The organism is Paracandidimonas lactea, assembly GCF_021653995.1.
In the GTDB taxonomy this organism is placed as follows: domain Bacteria; phylum Pseudomonadota; class Gammaproteobacteria; order Burkholderiales; family Burkholderiaceae_B; genus Allopusillimonas; species Allopusillimonas lactea.
Genome location: NZ_JAJJOZ010000004.1, coordinates 229,968 through 244,974 on the forward strand (window position 1 = coordinate 229,968; position 15,007 = coordinate 244,974).

Below are 15,007 nucleotides of genomic sequence, written 5' to 3' on the forward strand. Positions count from 1 at the left end.
ACAGCCTCTGGGCTGACCCGCAAAACACGTTATTATTTCCAGTTCCAACCGCTGATGCGGCTATACTCGTAACATTTTTGCCACCCCGCCTGCCCATCTGGCAAAAAGCCGGGGCTGCCGCAACGTATCAACGGACCTTTCCATTGAAAAAAGGCTTTTATCTGGTCATGGCAGCGCAGGCGCTTTCGTCGGTCGCCGACAACGCGCTGCTCATCGCCGCCATTGCGCTGATAGCCGATTTACATGGCCCGCATTGGATGGCGCCCATGATGAAATGGTGGTTCGCGCTGGCGTATGTTGTTTTGGCCGCCTTTGTCGGTGCATTTTCCGACGCCTACCCCAAGGGCCGGGTGATGTTCATCACCAATGCGGTCAAGATCGCCGGCTGCTTGATGATGTTCTATCACGGCAGTTTCGGGCTGCTGGCGCACCACCAATTGGTGCTGGTCTTCTGCGCCTACACGCTGGTGGGCATAGGCGCCGCCGCCTACTCCCCCGCCAAGTACGGTATCGTCACCGAAATGCTGCCACCTGAGCTGCTGGTCAAGGGAAATAGCTGGATTGAAGGCCTCACAGTCCTGTCCATCATTCTCGGTACCGTTCTGGGCGGGCTGCTGGTCAGCCCCGATGTCTCGTCCGTCCTGCTGGAGCACGCCATCGTGGGCATGCATGTCCAGTCTCGCAGCGAGGCCGCAATCCTCATCATTTCCCTGATCTACCTGCTGGCGGCCCTGACCAATCTGCTGATACCGCGCACCAACGTGCGCTACCCGAAGCAGGAGACCAGCCCTGCGAAGCTGGTGCAAACCTTTGCGGGCTATGTGCGCATTCTTTGGCACGACAAGCTCGGCCAGATATCCCTCGCAGTCACCACGCTGTTCTGGGGAGCGGGCGCAACGCTGCAGTTCATCGTCATCGAATGGGGCGCCCAGCACTTGGGCTATCGCCTGGATCAGGCCTCTCTGCTCATGGGTGTCGCGGCGCTCGGCACGGTGGTAGGGGCCATTCTGGCCGGCAGGGTGCCGCTCAGGCGCGCCCTGGCGGTGCTGCCAGTGGGCATTGTGATGGGGTTCTCCGTCATGCTGTTGCCGATGGTCTACAGCCAATGGGCGGTGTATTCGGTTCTGCTGCTGGTGGGCGCGCTGTCGGGCTTTTTTGTAGTGCCCATGAACGCCCTGCTGCAGCATCGCGGCCATGTGTTGTTGTCCGCCGGGCATTCAATTGCGGTGCAGAACTTCAACGAGCAGCTCAATGTCTTGTTGATGCTCGCCTTCTACAGCCTTCTGCTTTGGCTGCGGCTGCCGATCAACGCCATTATCGTGTTCTTCGGCCTGCTCGTGGCGGGCCTGATGTGGGCGATCATCCGCTGGAACCGGCTCAATCATATTGCCAATCCAGCGCTGGAGCACACCATCGGCCAGCACGGCCACGGCCAAGCCCTGCGGCAGCCGCATCGGCTCTGAGACGCCGGCCAGCCCAACTCAGCGCTGCGCCAGCACGCTATCGCAGCAGTGTACGCGCCACGTTCAGGTCGGCCCAGGCATCGGCCTTGTGTTGGGGGCGCAGCAACAGGGCCGTGGGATGGTAGGTAACCACCACCGGAATATCCGCCCCATCCTCGCTGCGCACATGCCGCACCGCACCGCGCAGCGTGTCGATGTCTTCTTCCGTACCCAGCAAAGCCTGGGCGGCCTGCGTGCCCAAGGCCAGGATGCGGGCCGGCCGGATCAGCGCGATCTGGCGCTCCAGATAGGGCTTGCAAGCTGCGATTTCTTCGGCCGACGGCGGCCGATTGCCCAGTGGGCGACACTTCACGATATTGGTATAAAAGACGGGCGCGTCGGCGCCGATGCCGATGGATGCGAACATTGCCTGCAGCAGGGCACCGGATTTTCCCTGGAATGGCAGCCCTTCCCGATCGTCCCGATTGCCAGGCGCTTCGCCGATAACCATCCATGCAGGAGCATCGGCATGGCCGGCCCCGGGCACTGCCTGGCTGCGGCTTGCGTGCAGCCCGCAGGCTTGGCACGCGTAGATATGGGGGGCCAGCGCTGACAAGGTGTCGGGGATGGGGCCGCGCTGCGCCGGCGGCGCAGCGGATTGCAATGCCGCGGCATTGCCAGGCCCGTTTACGCCTGCCCGTTTGAGCGGCCCCGCCGCGCCTTTTTCACGCCCATGCGCGCCGACCAGCAAGGCCAGCGCCTCGGCCGTCGGCGCAGGACGCAGGCCTTCGCGCATCGCAGTGCCACTGCCTGGGCTGTTCTCTGTTTTGCGCGCAGCGCGGCTGCCCGCTCCGCCTGCCGGATGCGCTGCGGCGGCATCGGCCGACTCCATGGCCGCGATGTCAGCCTTGCCGGCCCCCACCCCAGACGCCGCACTGCCAATGCCGGCACTGGCCGCGCCTCCCGGCACGCGCAATGCCCCGGCGGAATCGTGCGAAGTGGCTGGTGGCGCACTGACGAAAGGCCCCGCATCCGTCTCGTAGAACGCCAGCATGCGCTTGTCGAGACCGATTTCCTGGAGCCAAGCAAGCTGGACAGGGCTAAGGGTAAGGGACATAGCGGGCGCGTTCAAGAAGCTGCCTCTGCATCAAGGCGCTTTTCCATGAGGTACGCGTCTTCGCGCCGCCCGTGCCCCGCCGGATAATAAGCTTTGCGAGTGGCGATGGTGTGATAGCCTCGCGCGGAGTAAAAACGTACTGCATTGGTATTGGAGGGCCGCACCTCCAGCAGCACGGAAGCCAATCCATTTTCCCGCGCTTCCTGCTCACACTGCGCCAGCAACATGCCGCCGGCGCCGTGCCGCTGGCTATCGGGGCGCACCGCGATAACCAACAGGTGGGCGATATCGGGTGCCAGCATCACCATGGCGAAACCCACGACCTCGCCGCCTTGCTCCGCCACCCAGGCGCTGTAACCCGCCTTCAGGCCGTCGGCGAAATTACCGCGCGTCCATGGGTATGATTGAACCGCCCGCTCGATATCCGCGACAGCGTCAAGATGCGCCTCGCCCATCGCGAGCAGAACAATGCCGTCGTCCAGCGCGGCGGCACGCGGGTTGCCGCCAGCGCCATGTTCCCGTTCAGCAGTTGTAAACGCAACCTTGTCGCGGACATAGAGTGGCGCCGCTTGGTCGGCCGGGGTAAGCCTGCCGGCGTGCCAGTCGCCCAGCGCCAGGCTGGCCACTGCTGCGGCATCGGCCCGGACGGGAGGCCCGATGGTGAGCCATGGGCGGCTTTGATGCAGCGCCGCCAGCAACGGATAGGCCTGCAGCGCGTCGCCCAGCAAATGCATGGGCCGCCCCAGCGCGTGCCGCGAACGGTCGAGCCATACCGCAACGTCGCGAACAGCAACCAAGACCGGCGGCTGGACCGCCAGCCACTCGGTGGCTGTACAGCCTTCGGCGCCATGCACGACGGCCGAGCCCGCAGCAGAGGCGGGAGCGGGCGCCGGAACAAGTGAATAGGCGGCTAAATAGACCTCTTCCATGCGTGCATCCTGCACCGCAACATAAATAGGCGCCTGAGGCCCGCACATGGCGGCCGGAAGCACACCCGCATCGGCCGCGCCTGCGGCGCGTGCCGCCGCCGCAAGCAGCGATGGCACCGGGATGACTGGAATACCCAGCGCCAACGCAATGCCTTGCGCCACGCCGCATGCCACCCGCAAACCCGTGAACCCGCCCGGCCCCTGCCCGAACGCCACCGCCCGCAAGGCACCACGGCCAACCCCGGCCTGCGCCAGCAATTGGTCGGCCATGGGCAGCAGGCGTTCCGCATGCTCGCCGGTCGCGTCATGCTCGAGCACGCGAAGCGTCGGTGCACCAGTGTCGACTGACAGCAGCCCCACGCCGCACAGGCTGGATGAGGTTTCCAGTGCAAGAATATGTATGGTCATGGGATGCATTTTAATCGCTGTGCGGCGTAATTCCCCGTCTTGTGGACTAGTCCGTTGGAAGGTTTAAAAAGATACCGTTTTGTGACGTGAGTAGCTAAAATGAAGACGCGGGTATGGTGTCGAACGCACCACAAGTGTGCGGCGCGCTGCATCCGACGGCCCGTCAAATGTATCTGCAGGTGCAGCCCCTCGTGTGTGTCTGTAACCTTGGCCATACCGAAAGAATAAGATGTAATAAGTTGTAACGGCCCACTATACGGGTTAACTCTACCCTGTTACATTTTTCTCTCATGAACACTCAGAACCAAACTCTCTCGCGCAAAATCCTCATCGTCGATGACGATCCGCGCCTGCGCGATCTGCTGCGCCGCTACCTGTCAGAACAGGGTTTCAATGTTTTCGTCGCCGAAGACGCCAAGGAAATGGGCAAGCTCTGGCAACGCGAGCATTTCGATCTTCTGGTGCTCGATCTCATGCTGCCCGGAGAAGACGGGCTGTCCATCTGCCGTCGCTTGCGGGGCGGGCACGACAATACCCCCATCATTATCCTCACAGCCAAGGCTGAGGAGATCGACCGTATCGTGGGCCTCGAAATGGGCGCCGACGACTACCTCTCCAAACCGTTCAATCCGCGCGAACTGCTCGCCCGGGTCAACGCCATCTTGCGCCGCCGCGGCACCGAGGAGCATCCGGGCGCGCCCAGCCAAGAAAACGAATCCATCGAGTTCGGTCCTTACGTACTGAATCTCTCCACCCGCACCCTCACCAAAAACAACGAGCCCGTACCCATCACCACCGGCGAGTTCTCCGTACTGAAGGTGTTCGCGCGCCACCCCAAGATACCACTCTCGCGCGACAAGCTCATGGAACTCGCCCGCGGCCGCGAATACGAAGCCTTCGATCGCAGCCTCGATGTCCAGATCTCTCGCCTTCGCAAGCTGGTCGAACCCAACCCCTCCAAGCCTGTCTTTATCCAGACGGTCTGGGGCCTGGGATATGTATTCGTACCTGATGGGGGCCACTAAGATCCTGCGTTCGCGCAGCCCCTTGCATGGCCCCTAAAAGCACTGGCAACAAGCAATCACCCTTCCGGCTCGGGCTGTTCAGCCGCTCATTCCTGCTTCTCGCGGGCCTGATGCTGGTCAGCCTGGGCGCGTGGCTGCAGGTATTTTTCAGCATGGAAGAAGGTCCGCGCGCCACGCAGATGGCACAGCGCGTGGTCACTGCCGTCAGTATCACGCGGTCGGCGCTCATCTACGCGCCGCCCAGCGTGCGCCCCGCTCTGCTCCTGGATCTGGCCACCAAAGAAAGCCTGCGTGTCCAGCCGCGCGAAAACAGCGATACGCTCCAGCCACTGCCCAACTCCAATTACTGGAACCACGTAGCGGCCGAAATTACCGACCGCTTGGGCGCCGACACCAGCGTCATGTGGACAGTCAACCAGACGCCGGGCGTGTGGGTAAGTTTCGAGATCAACAATGACGAATACTGGCTGGTATTCGATCGTGAACAACTTGGCCTCACCGCCGGCGCCGAATGGCTGGGCTGGGGCGCTACCGCACTGCTGCTGGCGTTGATAGGCGCGGCCATCAGCGTACGCTTCGTCAACCGACCGCTGGCGCAGCTCGCCAAAGTGGCGCGCCAACTCGCGCGTGGCGAAAACCCTTCTCCCCTGCCAGAAAAAGGGCCGGCGGAAATCCGCGACATGAACATCGCCTTCAACCGCATGGCGCGCGATATCCGGCAAACAGAAGCCGACCGCGAGATCATGCTTGCGGGCATCTCGCACGATCTACGTACGCCACTTGCGCGTATGCGGCTCGAGATCGAGATGAGCGCCGTCAGCGACGAGGCCCGCCAGGCCATCGACGAAGACCTGGCCCAGATCGACCACAGTATCGGTCAACTGATGGAGTACGCCCGCCCCGCCGGCATGGTGCCCGAACAGGGCATCGACGTATCATCGGTGCTGCACGACCTGTACGAGCGCGAACGCAGCCACACCGAGTCGCTGGGCGATGTGCTTACAGGCTCCATCGAGCCCAATCTATATGCCAAGATCAATGCCCACGATCTCAAGCGTATCGTCGGCAACCTGATTGAAAACGCCCGCCGCTATGGCCGCTCGCCATCCGACAACAAGGCCCGCATTGAGCTGTCGGCCCGCCAGCAGGGCAATATCCTGTCCATCGAGGTACGCGATCAGGGTACCGGCATCGCTGCCACTGACGTACAGCGTCTGCTGCGCCCGTTTTCTCGCGGCGAATCCGCCCGCACAGGCGTAAGCGGCGCGGGGCTGGGCTTGGCGATTGTCGAACGCCTTCTCGGCCACGTCGGCGGCCAACTGCAATTGGTATCCCGCCCCACGGGCGGCCTGATCGCGCGCATTGAAATACCCAAGGTGCGCAGCCGCAGCTACCAGGCCGAACAGCACCCACCCGCCAGGGCCTGAAGCAGCGCTGGCGCCAGCCTTTAGTATGGGGCCTGGCGCGCCGGTTATCGCGTAGAATCAAATCAAGGCCGCCGGGGCGGCCCGTCAAACCGCAACAGGATCCACAATGAAAACCATAGGCGACAAACTCGAACCTTTCAGGGTGATCGGCGTCAAACCCGGCTTTCTCCAGGCCGAGGAGAACGGCGTATCCGCCTTTGAAGACATCACCGAAAGCTCATTTCCCGGCAAGTGGAAAGTCATCTACTTTTATCCCAAGGATTTTTCCACCGTCTGCCCTACTGAAATCGTAGGCTTCAACAATCTGGCGCAAGATTTCGAAGACCGCGAAGCCATCCTGATGGGCGGTTCGGTCGACAACGAATACGTGAAACTGGCCTGGCGCCGCGAGCATCCCGACATGGCCAAGCTGGGACATTACCAGTTCAGTGATACCGCCGGCATGCTGGTGGATCAACTCGGCATCCGCGACCGCACCGAAGGCGTGGCCTACCGCGCCACGTTTATCGTCGATCCCGACAACCTGATCCAGCACGTATCAGTGAACAACAAACAAGTAGGCCGCAACCCCGAAGAGGTGCTGCGCCTGCTCGACGGCCTGCAGACGGAACGACTGTGCCCCTGCAACCGTGCCGTGGGCGGCGCCACGCTGTAAGCAGCGGTGAGCATTTGCATGCGTGCGGCTGCACCACCCGTGCAAGCGGGTGGTGCAGCCGCTTTGCACCCGCGCTGCTCCCCTGGACGGCTGCGCTCTGGCCTGCGCCTAGGCGGCCGCCAGCAAGGCCACGACCGTGGCCGCAATACCTTCTTTACGCCCGATGTGCCCCAACTCTTCGTTGGTTTTGGCCTTAATATTGATGCGGCCGGCGGGCAGATTGAGATCGTGTGCGATATTGGCCACCATAGCCGCGGCATGGGGGCCTATTTTGGGCGCCTGGGCGTGGATAGTGGCATCGATGTTTACGATCTGCCAGCCCGCCTGCACCACCAGCTTCCAAGCTGCGCGCAGTAGTAACCGACTGTCCGCACCCTTGTAGGCTGGATCGGTGTCGGGGAAGTGGCGACCAATGTCGCCCAGGGCCGCTGCGCCAAGAATGGCATCGGTGATGGCATGCAACAGTACATCGGCGTCTGAATGGCCCTGCAGGCCGTGCGTGTGCGGGATCGTAACGCCGCCGATGATCAGCGGACGGCCCTGCACCAGGGCATGCACGTCGAACCCCTGCCCAATACGAAACGGAACACTCACAGCCATTTCTCCATCAAATCAAAATCGTCAGGCCAGGTTACCTTGAAGTTGCGTACCGATCCCGGCACCAGGCAAGGCGCATAGCCGGCCAGCTCCATAGCGCTGGCTTCGTCGGTGACAGGAGCGCCGCGCGCGCTGGCGGCATCGAGCGCGGCCAACAAACGACCGGCCGGAAACATTTGCGGCGTTTGCGCCAGCCACAGGCCCTCGCGCGGCACCGAGCACGCCACCACTTGTCGGCCGTCGCCCTGGCGCTTGACGGTATCCGCGACAGGCTGGGCCAGCAGGCCGCCCGATTGCTCCGCAAGGCAGTGGTCGATCAAGCGGGAGAGATCAACCCCGGTCAAGCCCGGACGGGCTGCGTCGTGGACCAGCACCCAGTCGTCGGGATCGAGCGCAGCATCGCGCAGTGCCGCCCCTACGGTCGCGGCGCGCGTGGCGCCGCCGCAAGGCCGCCATACGGTGCGGGGTAGCCCGGAGAGCGCCTGAGCCACCCACGGGTCGCCAGGGGCCACGGCAACGCGTACTTGCGCAATGCGGACATCCGCCAGCAAGGCTTTGACGGCGCGCCTGAGCATGGGTTCTCCTTTGAGCAGGCGGTATTGCTTGGGCAGCGCATGGGCGTCGAGCGCCGCCCCGCTTGGGCCGGTTGCCTGGGCGCGCGCGCCGATGCCAGCGGCGGGAACAATGGCGACGAGTTTATGGGGCATGGGGCTGCGCAGGCCAATGGCCCGAACCGGCGGTACAGCAACCGACCGGAGCGGAACATCGCCAACGTTCAGGACGATCCGAAAGAAGACATTTTATAATGAGCGCCTACATGGCTACAGATACCTCCCCCTCGCTCTCACTTCCCTCCATCAACGCGACGCTTTCCTCCCTCAGGCCCGGGCAACGGCACAGCCAGCCCCAGCCGCCGGGTTCGGGCGACGCGTGGCTGCTTGCGGACCTTGCCCGCGCCTCTGGCCAGGCGGTCATTGTTATTTGTGCCGATCCGCTGGCGGCCCAGCGCTTGGCCGACGAAACGTTGCTGTTCGCGCCCGATCTGCGCGTGCGCCAGCTGCCCGATTGGGAAACCCTGCCCTACGACAGCTTCTCGCCGCACCAAGACCTGGTGTCCGAGCGCCTGCGCGCCCTGCATGCGCTGATGCGCAACAGCGTCGACATCTTGACGGTGCCGGTAACCACCGCGCTGTACCGCCTGGCGCCGCCCGAGTTCATGGCCGCCTACACATTTTCGTTCAAGCAGGGCGATGCGCTCGACGAAGAGGGCCTGCGCAGTCAACTGACACTGGCCAATTACAGCCACGTCACCCAGGTGACTTCGCCGGGCGAGTTTTGTATACGGGGCGGGCTGATCGACCTGTTTCCAATGGGTTCGGTACTGCCCTACCGCATCGATCTATTCGACAACGAGATCGAATCCATCCGCAGCTTCGATATCGACACCCAGCGCAGCCTCTATCCGGTCAAAGAGGTGCAGTTGCTGCCTGGGCGCGAGTTCCCCATGGACGAAACGGCGCGCAATCATTTCCGCGCACGCTTTCGCGAAACCTTCGAAGGCGATCCGTCGCGCGCCCTGCCCTACCGCGACATCGGCAACGGCATCGCATTCGCAGGCATCGAATACTATCTGCCGCTGTTCTTCGAACACACAGCAACACTGTTCGATTATCTGCCTGAGCGGTCCATTATTGCCACACTAGGCGATATCGGGCAGGCCATCGACCGCTTCAAAAACGATACGCACAGTCGGTACCAATTTCTAAAGAGCGACCGTGAACGGCCTGTCCTGCCGCCCGAGACACTGTTCCTCGACCAGGAAACGCTCTTCGGCCGCATCAAACCATTCGCGCGCCTGGCGCTGGCTGCCGGAGAACCGCATCCGGACATCCATGCGGCACCGCAAGTTGCTGTCGCGCGCCGCGCCGAAGACCCACTCGCCAGCCTGCGCCGCATACTGGGCGAGGCCAATGGTCGCGTCGTCCTGTGCACGGACTCCGCCGGCCGGCGTGAAACGCTCCTGCAGATGCTGGCCGAGTTCGGCATCATGCCCGATTCGGGTGTCGAAAGCCTGCAAGGTTTCTTTGCGTCGGATGCGCGTTTTGCGCTGGTGGTGGCGCCGCTGGATACCGGCTTCACGCTTGTCGCGCAAGGCATCACGCTACTGACCGAGAACGACCTCTATCCCACGCAGGCCCGCACCAGCCGGCGCGGCAAGCGCGGGCATGAACGCGTCACCGATGTCGAGGCCATGGTTCGCGATCTGTCCGAACTGCGCGAAGGCGATCCGGTCGTCCATGCCCAGCACGGCATCGGCCGCTACCGGGGCTTGGTCGAAATGGATCTTGGTGAAGGGCGTATGGAGTTCCTGCACCTGGAATATGCCAACGGAAGCACGCTGTATGTACCGGTCGCACAACTGCATGTGATCGCGCGCTACAGCGGTGCCGATCCCGATCAGGCGCCGCTGCACCAACTGGGGTCGGGCCAATGGGACCGCGCCCGCCGTAAGGCCGCCAAACAGGTGCGCGACGCCGCGGCCGAGTTGCTCGCGCTTTATGCGCAGCGGGCTGCCCGTGAAGGCTACCGCTTTAAACTCACGCCCGCTGACTATCAGGCTTTTGCAGAAGGATTCGGGTTCGTAGAAACACCGGATCAGCAAGCAGCCATTGACGCCGTGATCGGCGATATGACTTCAGGACGCCCCATGGATCGCCTGGTGTGCGGCGACGTCGGCTTCGGCAAGACAGAAGTCGCGCTGCGCGCGGCCTTCGTTGCGGTGCTGAACGGCAAGCAGGTGGCGCTGCTGTGCCCCACCACACTGCTGGCCGAGCAGCACACGCAAACCTTCAATGATCGCTTTGCGGACTGGCCTGTCAAGGTGGCCGAGCTTTCGCGCTTTCGTTCTTCCAAGGAAGTCGCCGCCGCCGTCGAGGGCCTGCGGGAAGGCCGAATCGACATCGTCATCGGCACCCACAAGATTCTGTCCAAGGATGTACAGTTCAAAAACCTTGGTCTCGTTATCATTGATGAAGAACACCGCTTCGGGGTGCGCCAGAAAGAAACACTCAAGGCTCTGCGTGCCGAAGTAGATGTGCTGACACTAACCGCCACGCCCATACCCCGCACGTTGGGCATGTCGCTGGAAGGTATACGCGACTTCTCCGTTATCGCCACTGCGCCACAAAAACGCCTGGCCATCAAAACCTTCGTGCGGCGCGAAGACGGCAGCACCATTCGCGAAGCCATTCTGCGCGAGCTCAAGCGCGGCGGGCAGGTCTACTTCCTGCACAACGAGGTCGAAACCATTCACAACAGACGCGCGCGGCTCGAAGAACTTGTGCCTGAAGCCCGTGTGGCCGTCGCCCATGGGCAGATGCCCGAGCGCGAACTCGAAGAAGTGATGAAAGGCTTTTACCAGCAGCGTTTCAACGTGCTGCTGTGCACCACGATCATCGAGACCGGCATCGATGTGCCCAGCGCCAATACCATCGTGATTCACCGCGCGGACCGCCTGGGCCTGGCGCAGTTGCACCAACTGCGCGGGCGCGTTGGGCGCTCCCATCACCAGGCGTATGCCTACCTGCTCACTCCAGGCGAGGATGCGATGACCTCAGGCGCAAAGAAGCGTCTCGAAGCGATCCAGGCCATGGAGGAGCTGGGTGCTGGCTTTTTCCTCGCCATGCACGATCTCGAGATCCGCGGCACTGGCGAGGTGCTGGGCGAATCGCAGTCGGGCAATATCCATGAGATCGGCTTCTCGATGTATGCCGACATGCTGAACGCAGCGGTGCGCGCCCTCAAATCGGGCGAAGAGCCCGATCTGGAATCACCGTTCGCAGCCATATGCGAAGTTAATCTGCACGCATCGGCCCTCTTGCCGGCAGACTATTGCCCAGATGTACATGCACGCCTGGGTATGTACAAGAAGCTGTCGCACGCCGCACACGAAGACGATCTGATTGTGATCCAGGAAGAACTGATCGACCGTTACGGCAAGCTGCCGGAAGCGGCGCAGACACTGCTGGCGACACACCGGCTGCGCATCGCGGCAGAGCCCCTGGGCGTCACCAAGATCGATGCCAGCGAAACCCAGGCGTCGATACAATTCAGTGCCAAGCCGGCAGTGGATCCGCTGCGCATCATCGAACTGGTGCAGAAACGCCGCGACGTGAGGCTGGCGGGGCAGGATCGCCTACGGGTGGATATTGCGCAAGGCCAGCAGGTCGCGGCTCGAATCGAAGCAGTAAAAGCAACACTGCGCGCGCTGGCCTGAGGCCCGTGCGCGCACTGCGGGCCGGATCAAAATTCAGTTTGAGCCTTGTGATCACTCCTGGAGCGGGACCGCGAAGCGGGCCGCCTTGCGGCAATACATGATGCCCAAAAACGCATCAAGCCGCGCAGACATCGGGCAGGCGCCAGCCCGCAGGGGCGTCAATGTCAGTGGGACATGCGGAACCAATTCAGCACCGCATCGAGCGGGCTGAAATTCAGCGAGAAACGCGCCTGCAGGCGTACGACCGGCTTGGCGCGATAGGCTACCGAATACCCGGCGCCCGCCATCATCTTCAAATCGTTGGCGCCGTCGCCGATGGCTATGATCTGCTCTGGCGCAGCGCCCAGACGCTCGGCCAGTGCGTTGAGGTGATCGGCTTTGCCTTGGGCATCAACGATGTCGCCCAGCACGCGGCCAGTGAGTTTGCCATTGTGAACTTCAAGCACATTGGAATGCGCCTCGTCCAGCCCCAGACGCGCTTTGAGTTTGCCCGTGAAAAAGGTGAAGCCGCCCGAAACCAGCAACGTCTTGAGACCATGCGCCTTGGCCGTATCGATCAGGCGTTGCGCACCGGCATTCAGCCGCAGGCGCTGTTCATAAACCTGGCCCAGCGCTTCTTCGGGCACGCCCTCCAGCAAGGCTACACGGCGACGAAGGCTTTCGGCAAAGTCAGCAATCTCGCCCCGCATCGCCGCCTCAGTGATGGCTGAAACCTCTGCCTTCTTGCCCACCGCTGCGGCGATCTCATCAATACATTCGATATTGACCAAGGTGGAGTCCATATCCATGGCCAGGATACGGCAATCGCGCAGCAGCGCGATCTGGTCGATGAAGGCGTAATCCATGCCGGCGTCGAAGCACAGATGCTCCAGCGCCACACGTTCGTCTGTATCGACATCCAGCAGACGAACCGCAGTCGGCCCGAGTTCTTGAATACCGCCGGCACGTGCGATGGCGGCCACTTTCTCGATGCGGGAGGCGTCCAGATTAGGCGCCTGGAGAATCAGTTGAGTCATGATGAAACATGCGCGCCGCGCGCGCGCTTGTGGCGCCGCAGCAAATAGCGGAACACAAAACCGGGATAGCCCAGTACCAGAAACAGGCTAAGCGTGATGGCGTAGAACTCCCAGGTTTGCGCAAAGCGGTTACCCAGATTGCCTTCGAGCGCAAAGCCCAACACGCCGACCAGCCCGTAGAAGACCAGCGCTTCGACCAGGCGTGCGAAGAAAGATTTTTCGACTGTTCGCCCGCGATTGCGCCAGCCTGGATACGCGAGCAACAGCAACACGGGCGCCACAGCCCCCGCCATCCGCACTCCAAACATGGCCAAATCGGCGACGTCGCCACCGAGCAGCAGGCTCCCAGAGATAAGCCGCCATCCTAGCCATGCAGCGCCGCCAAGCAAAACGAAAAACAGCAGCGACAGCGCCACCCGGGGCCATACGCCCATCGGTGCTTCGCCCTGTTGTCCCCAAGGCAGGACAACGAAGGGGCGCTGTATGACAAAGGGAAGATTGGCCGTGGTCAACGCTACGATGATCACTAGCCACACAGCAAAAGACTGACTCATGCCTGCCTTGCAAATAAGAACCGCAACGGCCGCGCCGCGTCACTACGCACGAGCGCGGCCATTGCGGGTTGCACTTACTGGAAGCGCAGCGAGTTTTCGATCACGCTTACGCACAGCGCCATCAGGCCGCCGGGCAAAATGCCCAGGCCGATGATGAGCAAGCTGTTGACCGACATCACGCCACGCGTGATGGCGCCTTGCGCCACCTTGGGATGATCGAACTCGGGTTCGTCGAAGTACGCAGCCTTGACTACGCGCAGGTAGTAGAACGCGCCGACCAGCGAGAAGAGCACAGCAACCACCGCAAGACTTACGTAGCCTGCACCGATGAGGGCCTGCAGCACCGCCAGCTTGGCGTAGAAGCCCGCCATCGGCGGAATACCCGTGAGCGAGAACATGGCCAGCAGCAGCATGCCTGCCATCAGTGGATCACGCCGGTTCAGGCCCTTCAGGTCGGCGATCTGGTCGCACTCGAAGCCACGGCGGCTCAGCAGCAGGATGAGCCCGAACGTAACCAGCGTAGTCAGCACATAAATCACGACATAAAAAAGTGCCGCGCCATAGGCGATCGAGGTCTCGCCCTGCCCGCCCACGCCCGACAGCAGGCCCAGGAAGACAAAACCCATCTGGCCTATTGTGGAATAGGCGAGCATACGCTTGAAGTTGCTCTGGACGATGGCGGTAAGGTTGCCGATGGCCAGCGACAGTACCGCGAGGATCATCAGCATGGGCTCCCAGTCCAGCGCAATGCCGTGCAAGCCTTCGATGAGCAGGCGCAGCGTGATGGCAAACGCCGCCAGCTTGGGCGCGGCGCCAATGATCAGGGTGACCGAGGTGGGTGCGCCCTGGTAGACGTCGGGCGTCCACATATGGAAAGGCGCGGCGGTGAGCTTGAACGCCAGGCCGGCAACGATGAACACCACGCCGAACACCAGCGGCAGGCGTTCGGCATTGCCGCTGCCAATCACCTGAGCGATCAAGCGCAAGTTGAGCTGGCCAGTGGCACCGTAGATCATGGACATGCCATAGAGCAGCACACCCGAAGCCAGCGCGCCCAGCACGAAGTACTTCATGGCAGCTTCAGTGGCCGCCACGTCGTCGCGGCGGATAGCCACCAGCGCGTACAACGCAAAGGACATGAGCTCGACACCCAGATACACCGTCAGCATGCTGCCGGCCGAGATCATCACGAACTGCCCAAGCAAGGCGAGCAGCGACAGTGAATAGAACTCGCCGCCATGGCGCACCATGTCGCGCTGCTCGACATAGTCGCGGCCGTATATAAGCGTGACGGCGACGGCGATGCAGGAACCGAGCTTCAGGAAGTGGGACAGCGAATCGACCACATACAGGCCGCTGAAAGAGTTACCGGCTACGCCCGCCTGCCACTGCAGCACAGACACCACACCCAGCACTACCACGGTCAGCAGGCTGAGCAGGAACGTGCCGTGACGCGACTCGGATTTGTTGAACGCATCAGCCAGCAAGACCACGCAGGCCAGGATCAACAACAGAATCTCAGGCGCGGCCAGGGCGAAATTGAATTGGTTTTGCATGATAG

At 62.4% G+C, this 15,007-nt stretch carries 12 protein-coding genes and 1 pseudogene; 5 read left to right on the top strand and 8 right to left on the bottom strand.

Features of this window, described 5'->3' with window-relative positions; all coding sequences use genetic code 11:
* Positions 1–143 precede the first annotated feature (143 nt).
* Positions 144–1,463, top strand: coding sequence for a lysophospholipid transporter LplT (gene lplT / locus LOL23_RS09950; protein ID WP_160979624.1), 1,320 nt, complete (start codon positions 144–146; stop codon positions 1,461–1,463).
* Positions 1,464–1,500: 37 nt separating this feature from the next.
* On the opposite strand, the gene LOL23_RS09955 is transcribed toward lplT, so the two are convergent.
* Entirely contained in the window at positions 1,501–2,559 is a 1,059-nt protein-coding gene (locus LOL23_RS09955; RefSeq protein WP_160979622.1) for a uracil-DNA glycosylase, read from the bottom strand.
* An 11-nt stretch (positions 2,560–2,570) separates the two neighbouring features.
* Positions 2,571–3,896 carry a tRNA (adenosine(37)-N6)-threonylcarbamoyltransferase complex dimerization subunit type 1 TsaB gene (tsaB, locus tag LOL23_RS09960; protein WP_160979620.1) on the bottom strand — a complete coding sequence of 442 codons (1,326 nt, stop codon included), beginning with the start codon at positions 3,894–3,896 and terminating at the stop codon, positions 2,571–2,573.
* A 290-nt stretch (positions 3,897–4,186) separates the two neighbouring features.
* Here tsaB and ompR point away from each other — a divergent pair, with 290 nt between their 5' ends.
* From ompR to LOL23_RS09975, 3 genes are all read left to right on the top strand, one after another.
* Positions 4,187–4,921 carry an osmolarity response regulator transcription factor OmpR gene (ompR, locus tag LOL23_RS09965; protein WP_160979618.1) on the top strand — a complete coding sequence of 245 codons (735 nt, stop codon included), beginning with the start codon at positions 4,187–4,189 and terminating at the stop codon, positions 4,919–4,921.
* 26 nt (positions 4,922–4,947) lie between these two features.
* Entirely contained in the window at positions 4,948–6,348 is a 1,401-nt protein-coding gene (locus LOL23_RS09970; protein ID WP_237173533.1) for an ATP-binding protein, read from the top strand.
* A 106-nt stretch (positions 6,349–6,454) separates the two neighbouring features.
* Complete coding sequence (locus LOL23_RS09975) at positions 6,455–7,003, top strand: peroxiredoxin (RefSeq protein WP_160979616.1); 549 nt, start codon at positions 6,455–6,457, stop codon at positions 7,001–7,003.
* Positions 7,004–7,111: 108 nt separating this feature from the next.
* Here the strand turns inward: LOL23_RS09975 and ispF are convergent, their stop codons facing one another.
* Both ispF and LOL23_RS09985 read right to left on the bottom strand, forming a co-directional pair.
* A complete protein-coding gene (gene ispF / locus LOL23_RS09980) occupies positions 7,112–7,597 on the bottom strand; it encodes a 2-C-methyl-D-erythritol 2,4-cyclodiphosphate synthase (RefSeq protein WP_160979614.1) in 486 nt (161 codons plus the stop codon).
* On the bottom strand, positions 7,594–8,307 hold the full coding sequence (locus LOL23_RS09985; protein WP_160979612.1) for an IspD/TarI family cytidylyltransferase: 714 nt from the start codon (positions 8,305–8,307) through the stop codon (positions 7,594–7,596). The genes ispF and LOL23_RS09985 overlap by 4 nt, the downstream gene beginning before the upstream one ends.
* A gap of 110 nt (positions 8,308–8,417) precedes the next feature.
* On the opposite strand from LOL23_RS09985, the gene mfd reads away from it, so the two are divergent.
* A complete protein-coding gene (mfd, locus tag LOL23_RS09990) occupies positions 8,418–11,876 on the top strand; it encodes a transcription-repair coupling factor (RefSeq protein WP_160979610.1) in 3,459 nt (1,152 codons plus the stop codon).
* Positions 11,877–12,040: 164 nt separating this feature from the next.
* On the opposite strand, the gene serB is transcribed toward mfd, so the two are convergent.
* The 4 genes and pseudogenes from serB to nuoN all read right to left on the bottom strand — a co-directional run bounded on the left by serB (position 12,041) and on the right by nuoN (position 15,005).
* Positions 12,041–12,892: a phosphoserine phosphatase SerB gene (gene serB, locus LOL23_RS09995; RefSeq protein WP_160979608.1), complete on the bottom strand. Its 852-nt coding sequence runs from the start codon at positions 12,890–12,892 to the stop codon at positions 12,041–12,043.
* The gene (locus tag LOL23_RS19070; RefSeq protein ID WP_439652087.1) at positions 12,889–13,200 is read right to left on the bottom strand and encodes a DUF2818 family protein; all 312 of its coding nucleotides are present in this window, start codon (positions 13,198–13,200) and stop codon (positions 12,889–12,891) included. Before LOL23_RS19070 ends, serB begins: the two co-directional genes overlap by 4 nt.
* A 78-nt stretch (positions 13,201–13,278) precedes the next feature.
* A pseudogene (locus LOL23_RS19075) lies at positions 13,279–13,446 on the bottom strand (DUF2818 family protein); the annotation flags it as partial.
* A 74-nt stretch (positions 13,447–13,520) separates the two neighbouring features.
* Positions 13,521–15,005, bottom strand: coding sequence for an NADH-quinone oxidoreductase subunit NuoN (gene nuoN, locus LOL23_RS10005; RefSeq protein ID WP_160980007.1), 1,485 nt, complete (start codon positions 15,003–15,005; stop codon positions 13,521–13,523).
* Between the last annotated feature and the right edge of the window lie 2 nt (positions 15,006–15,007).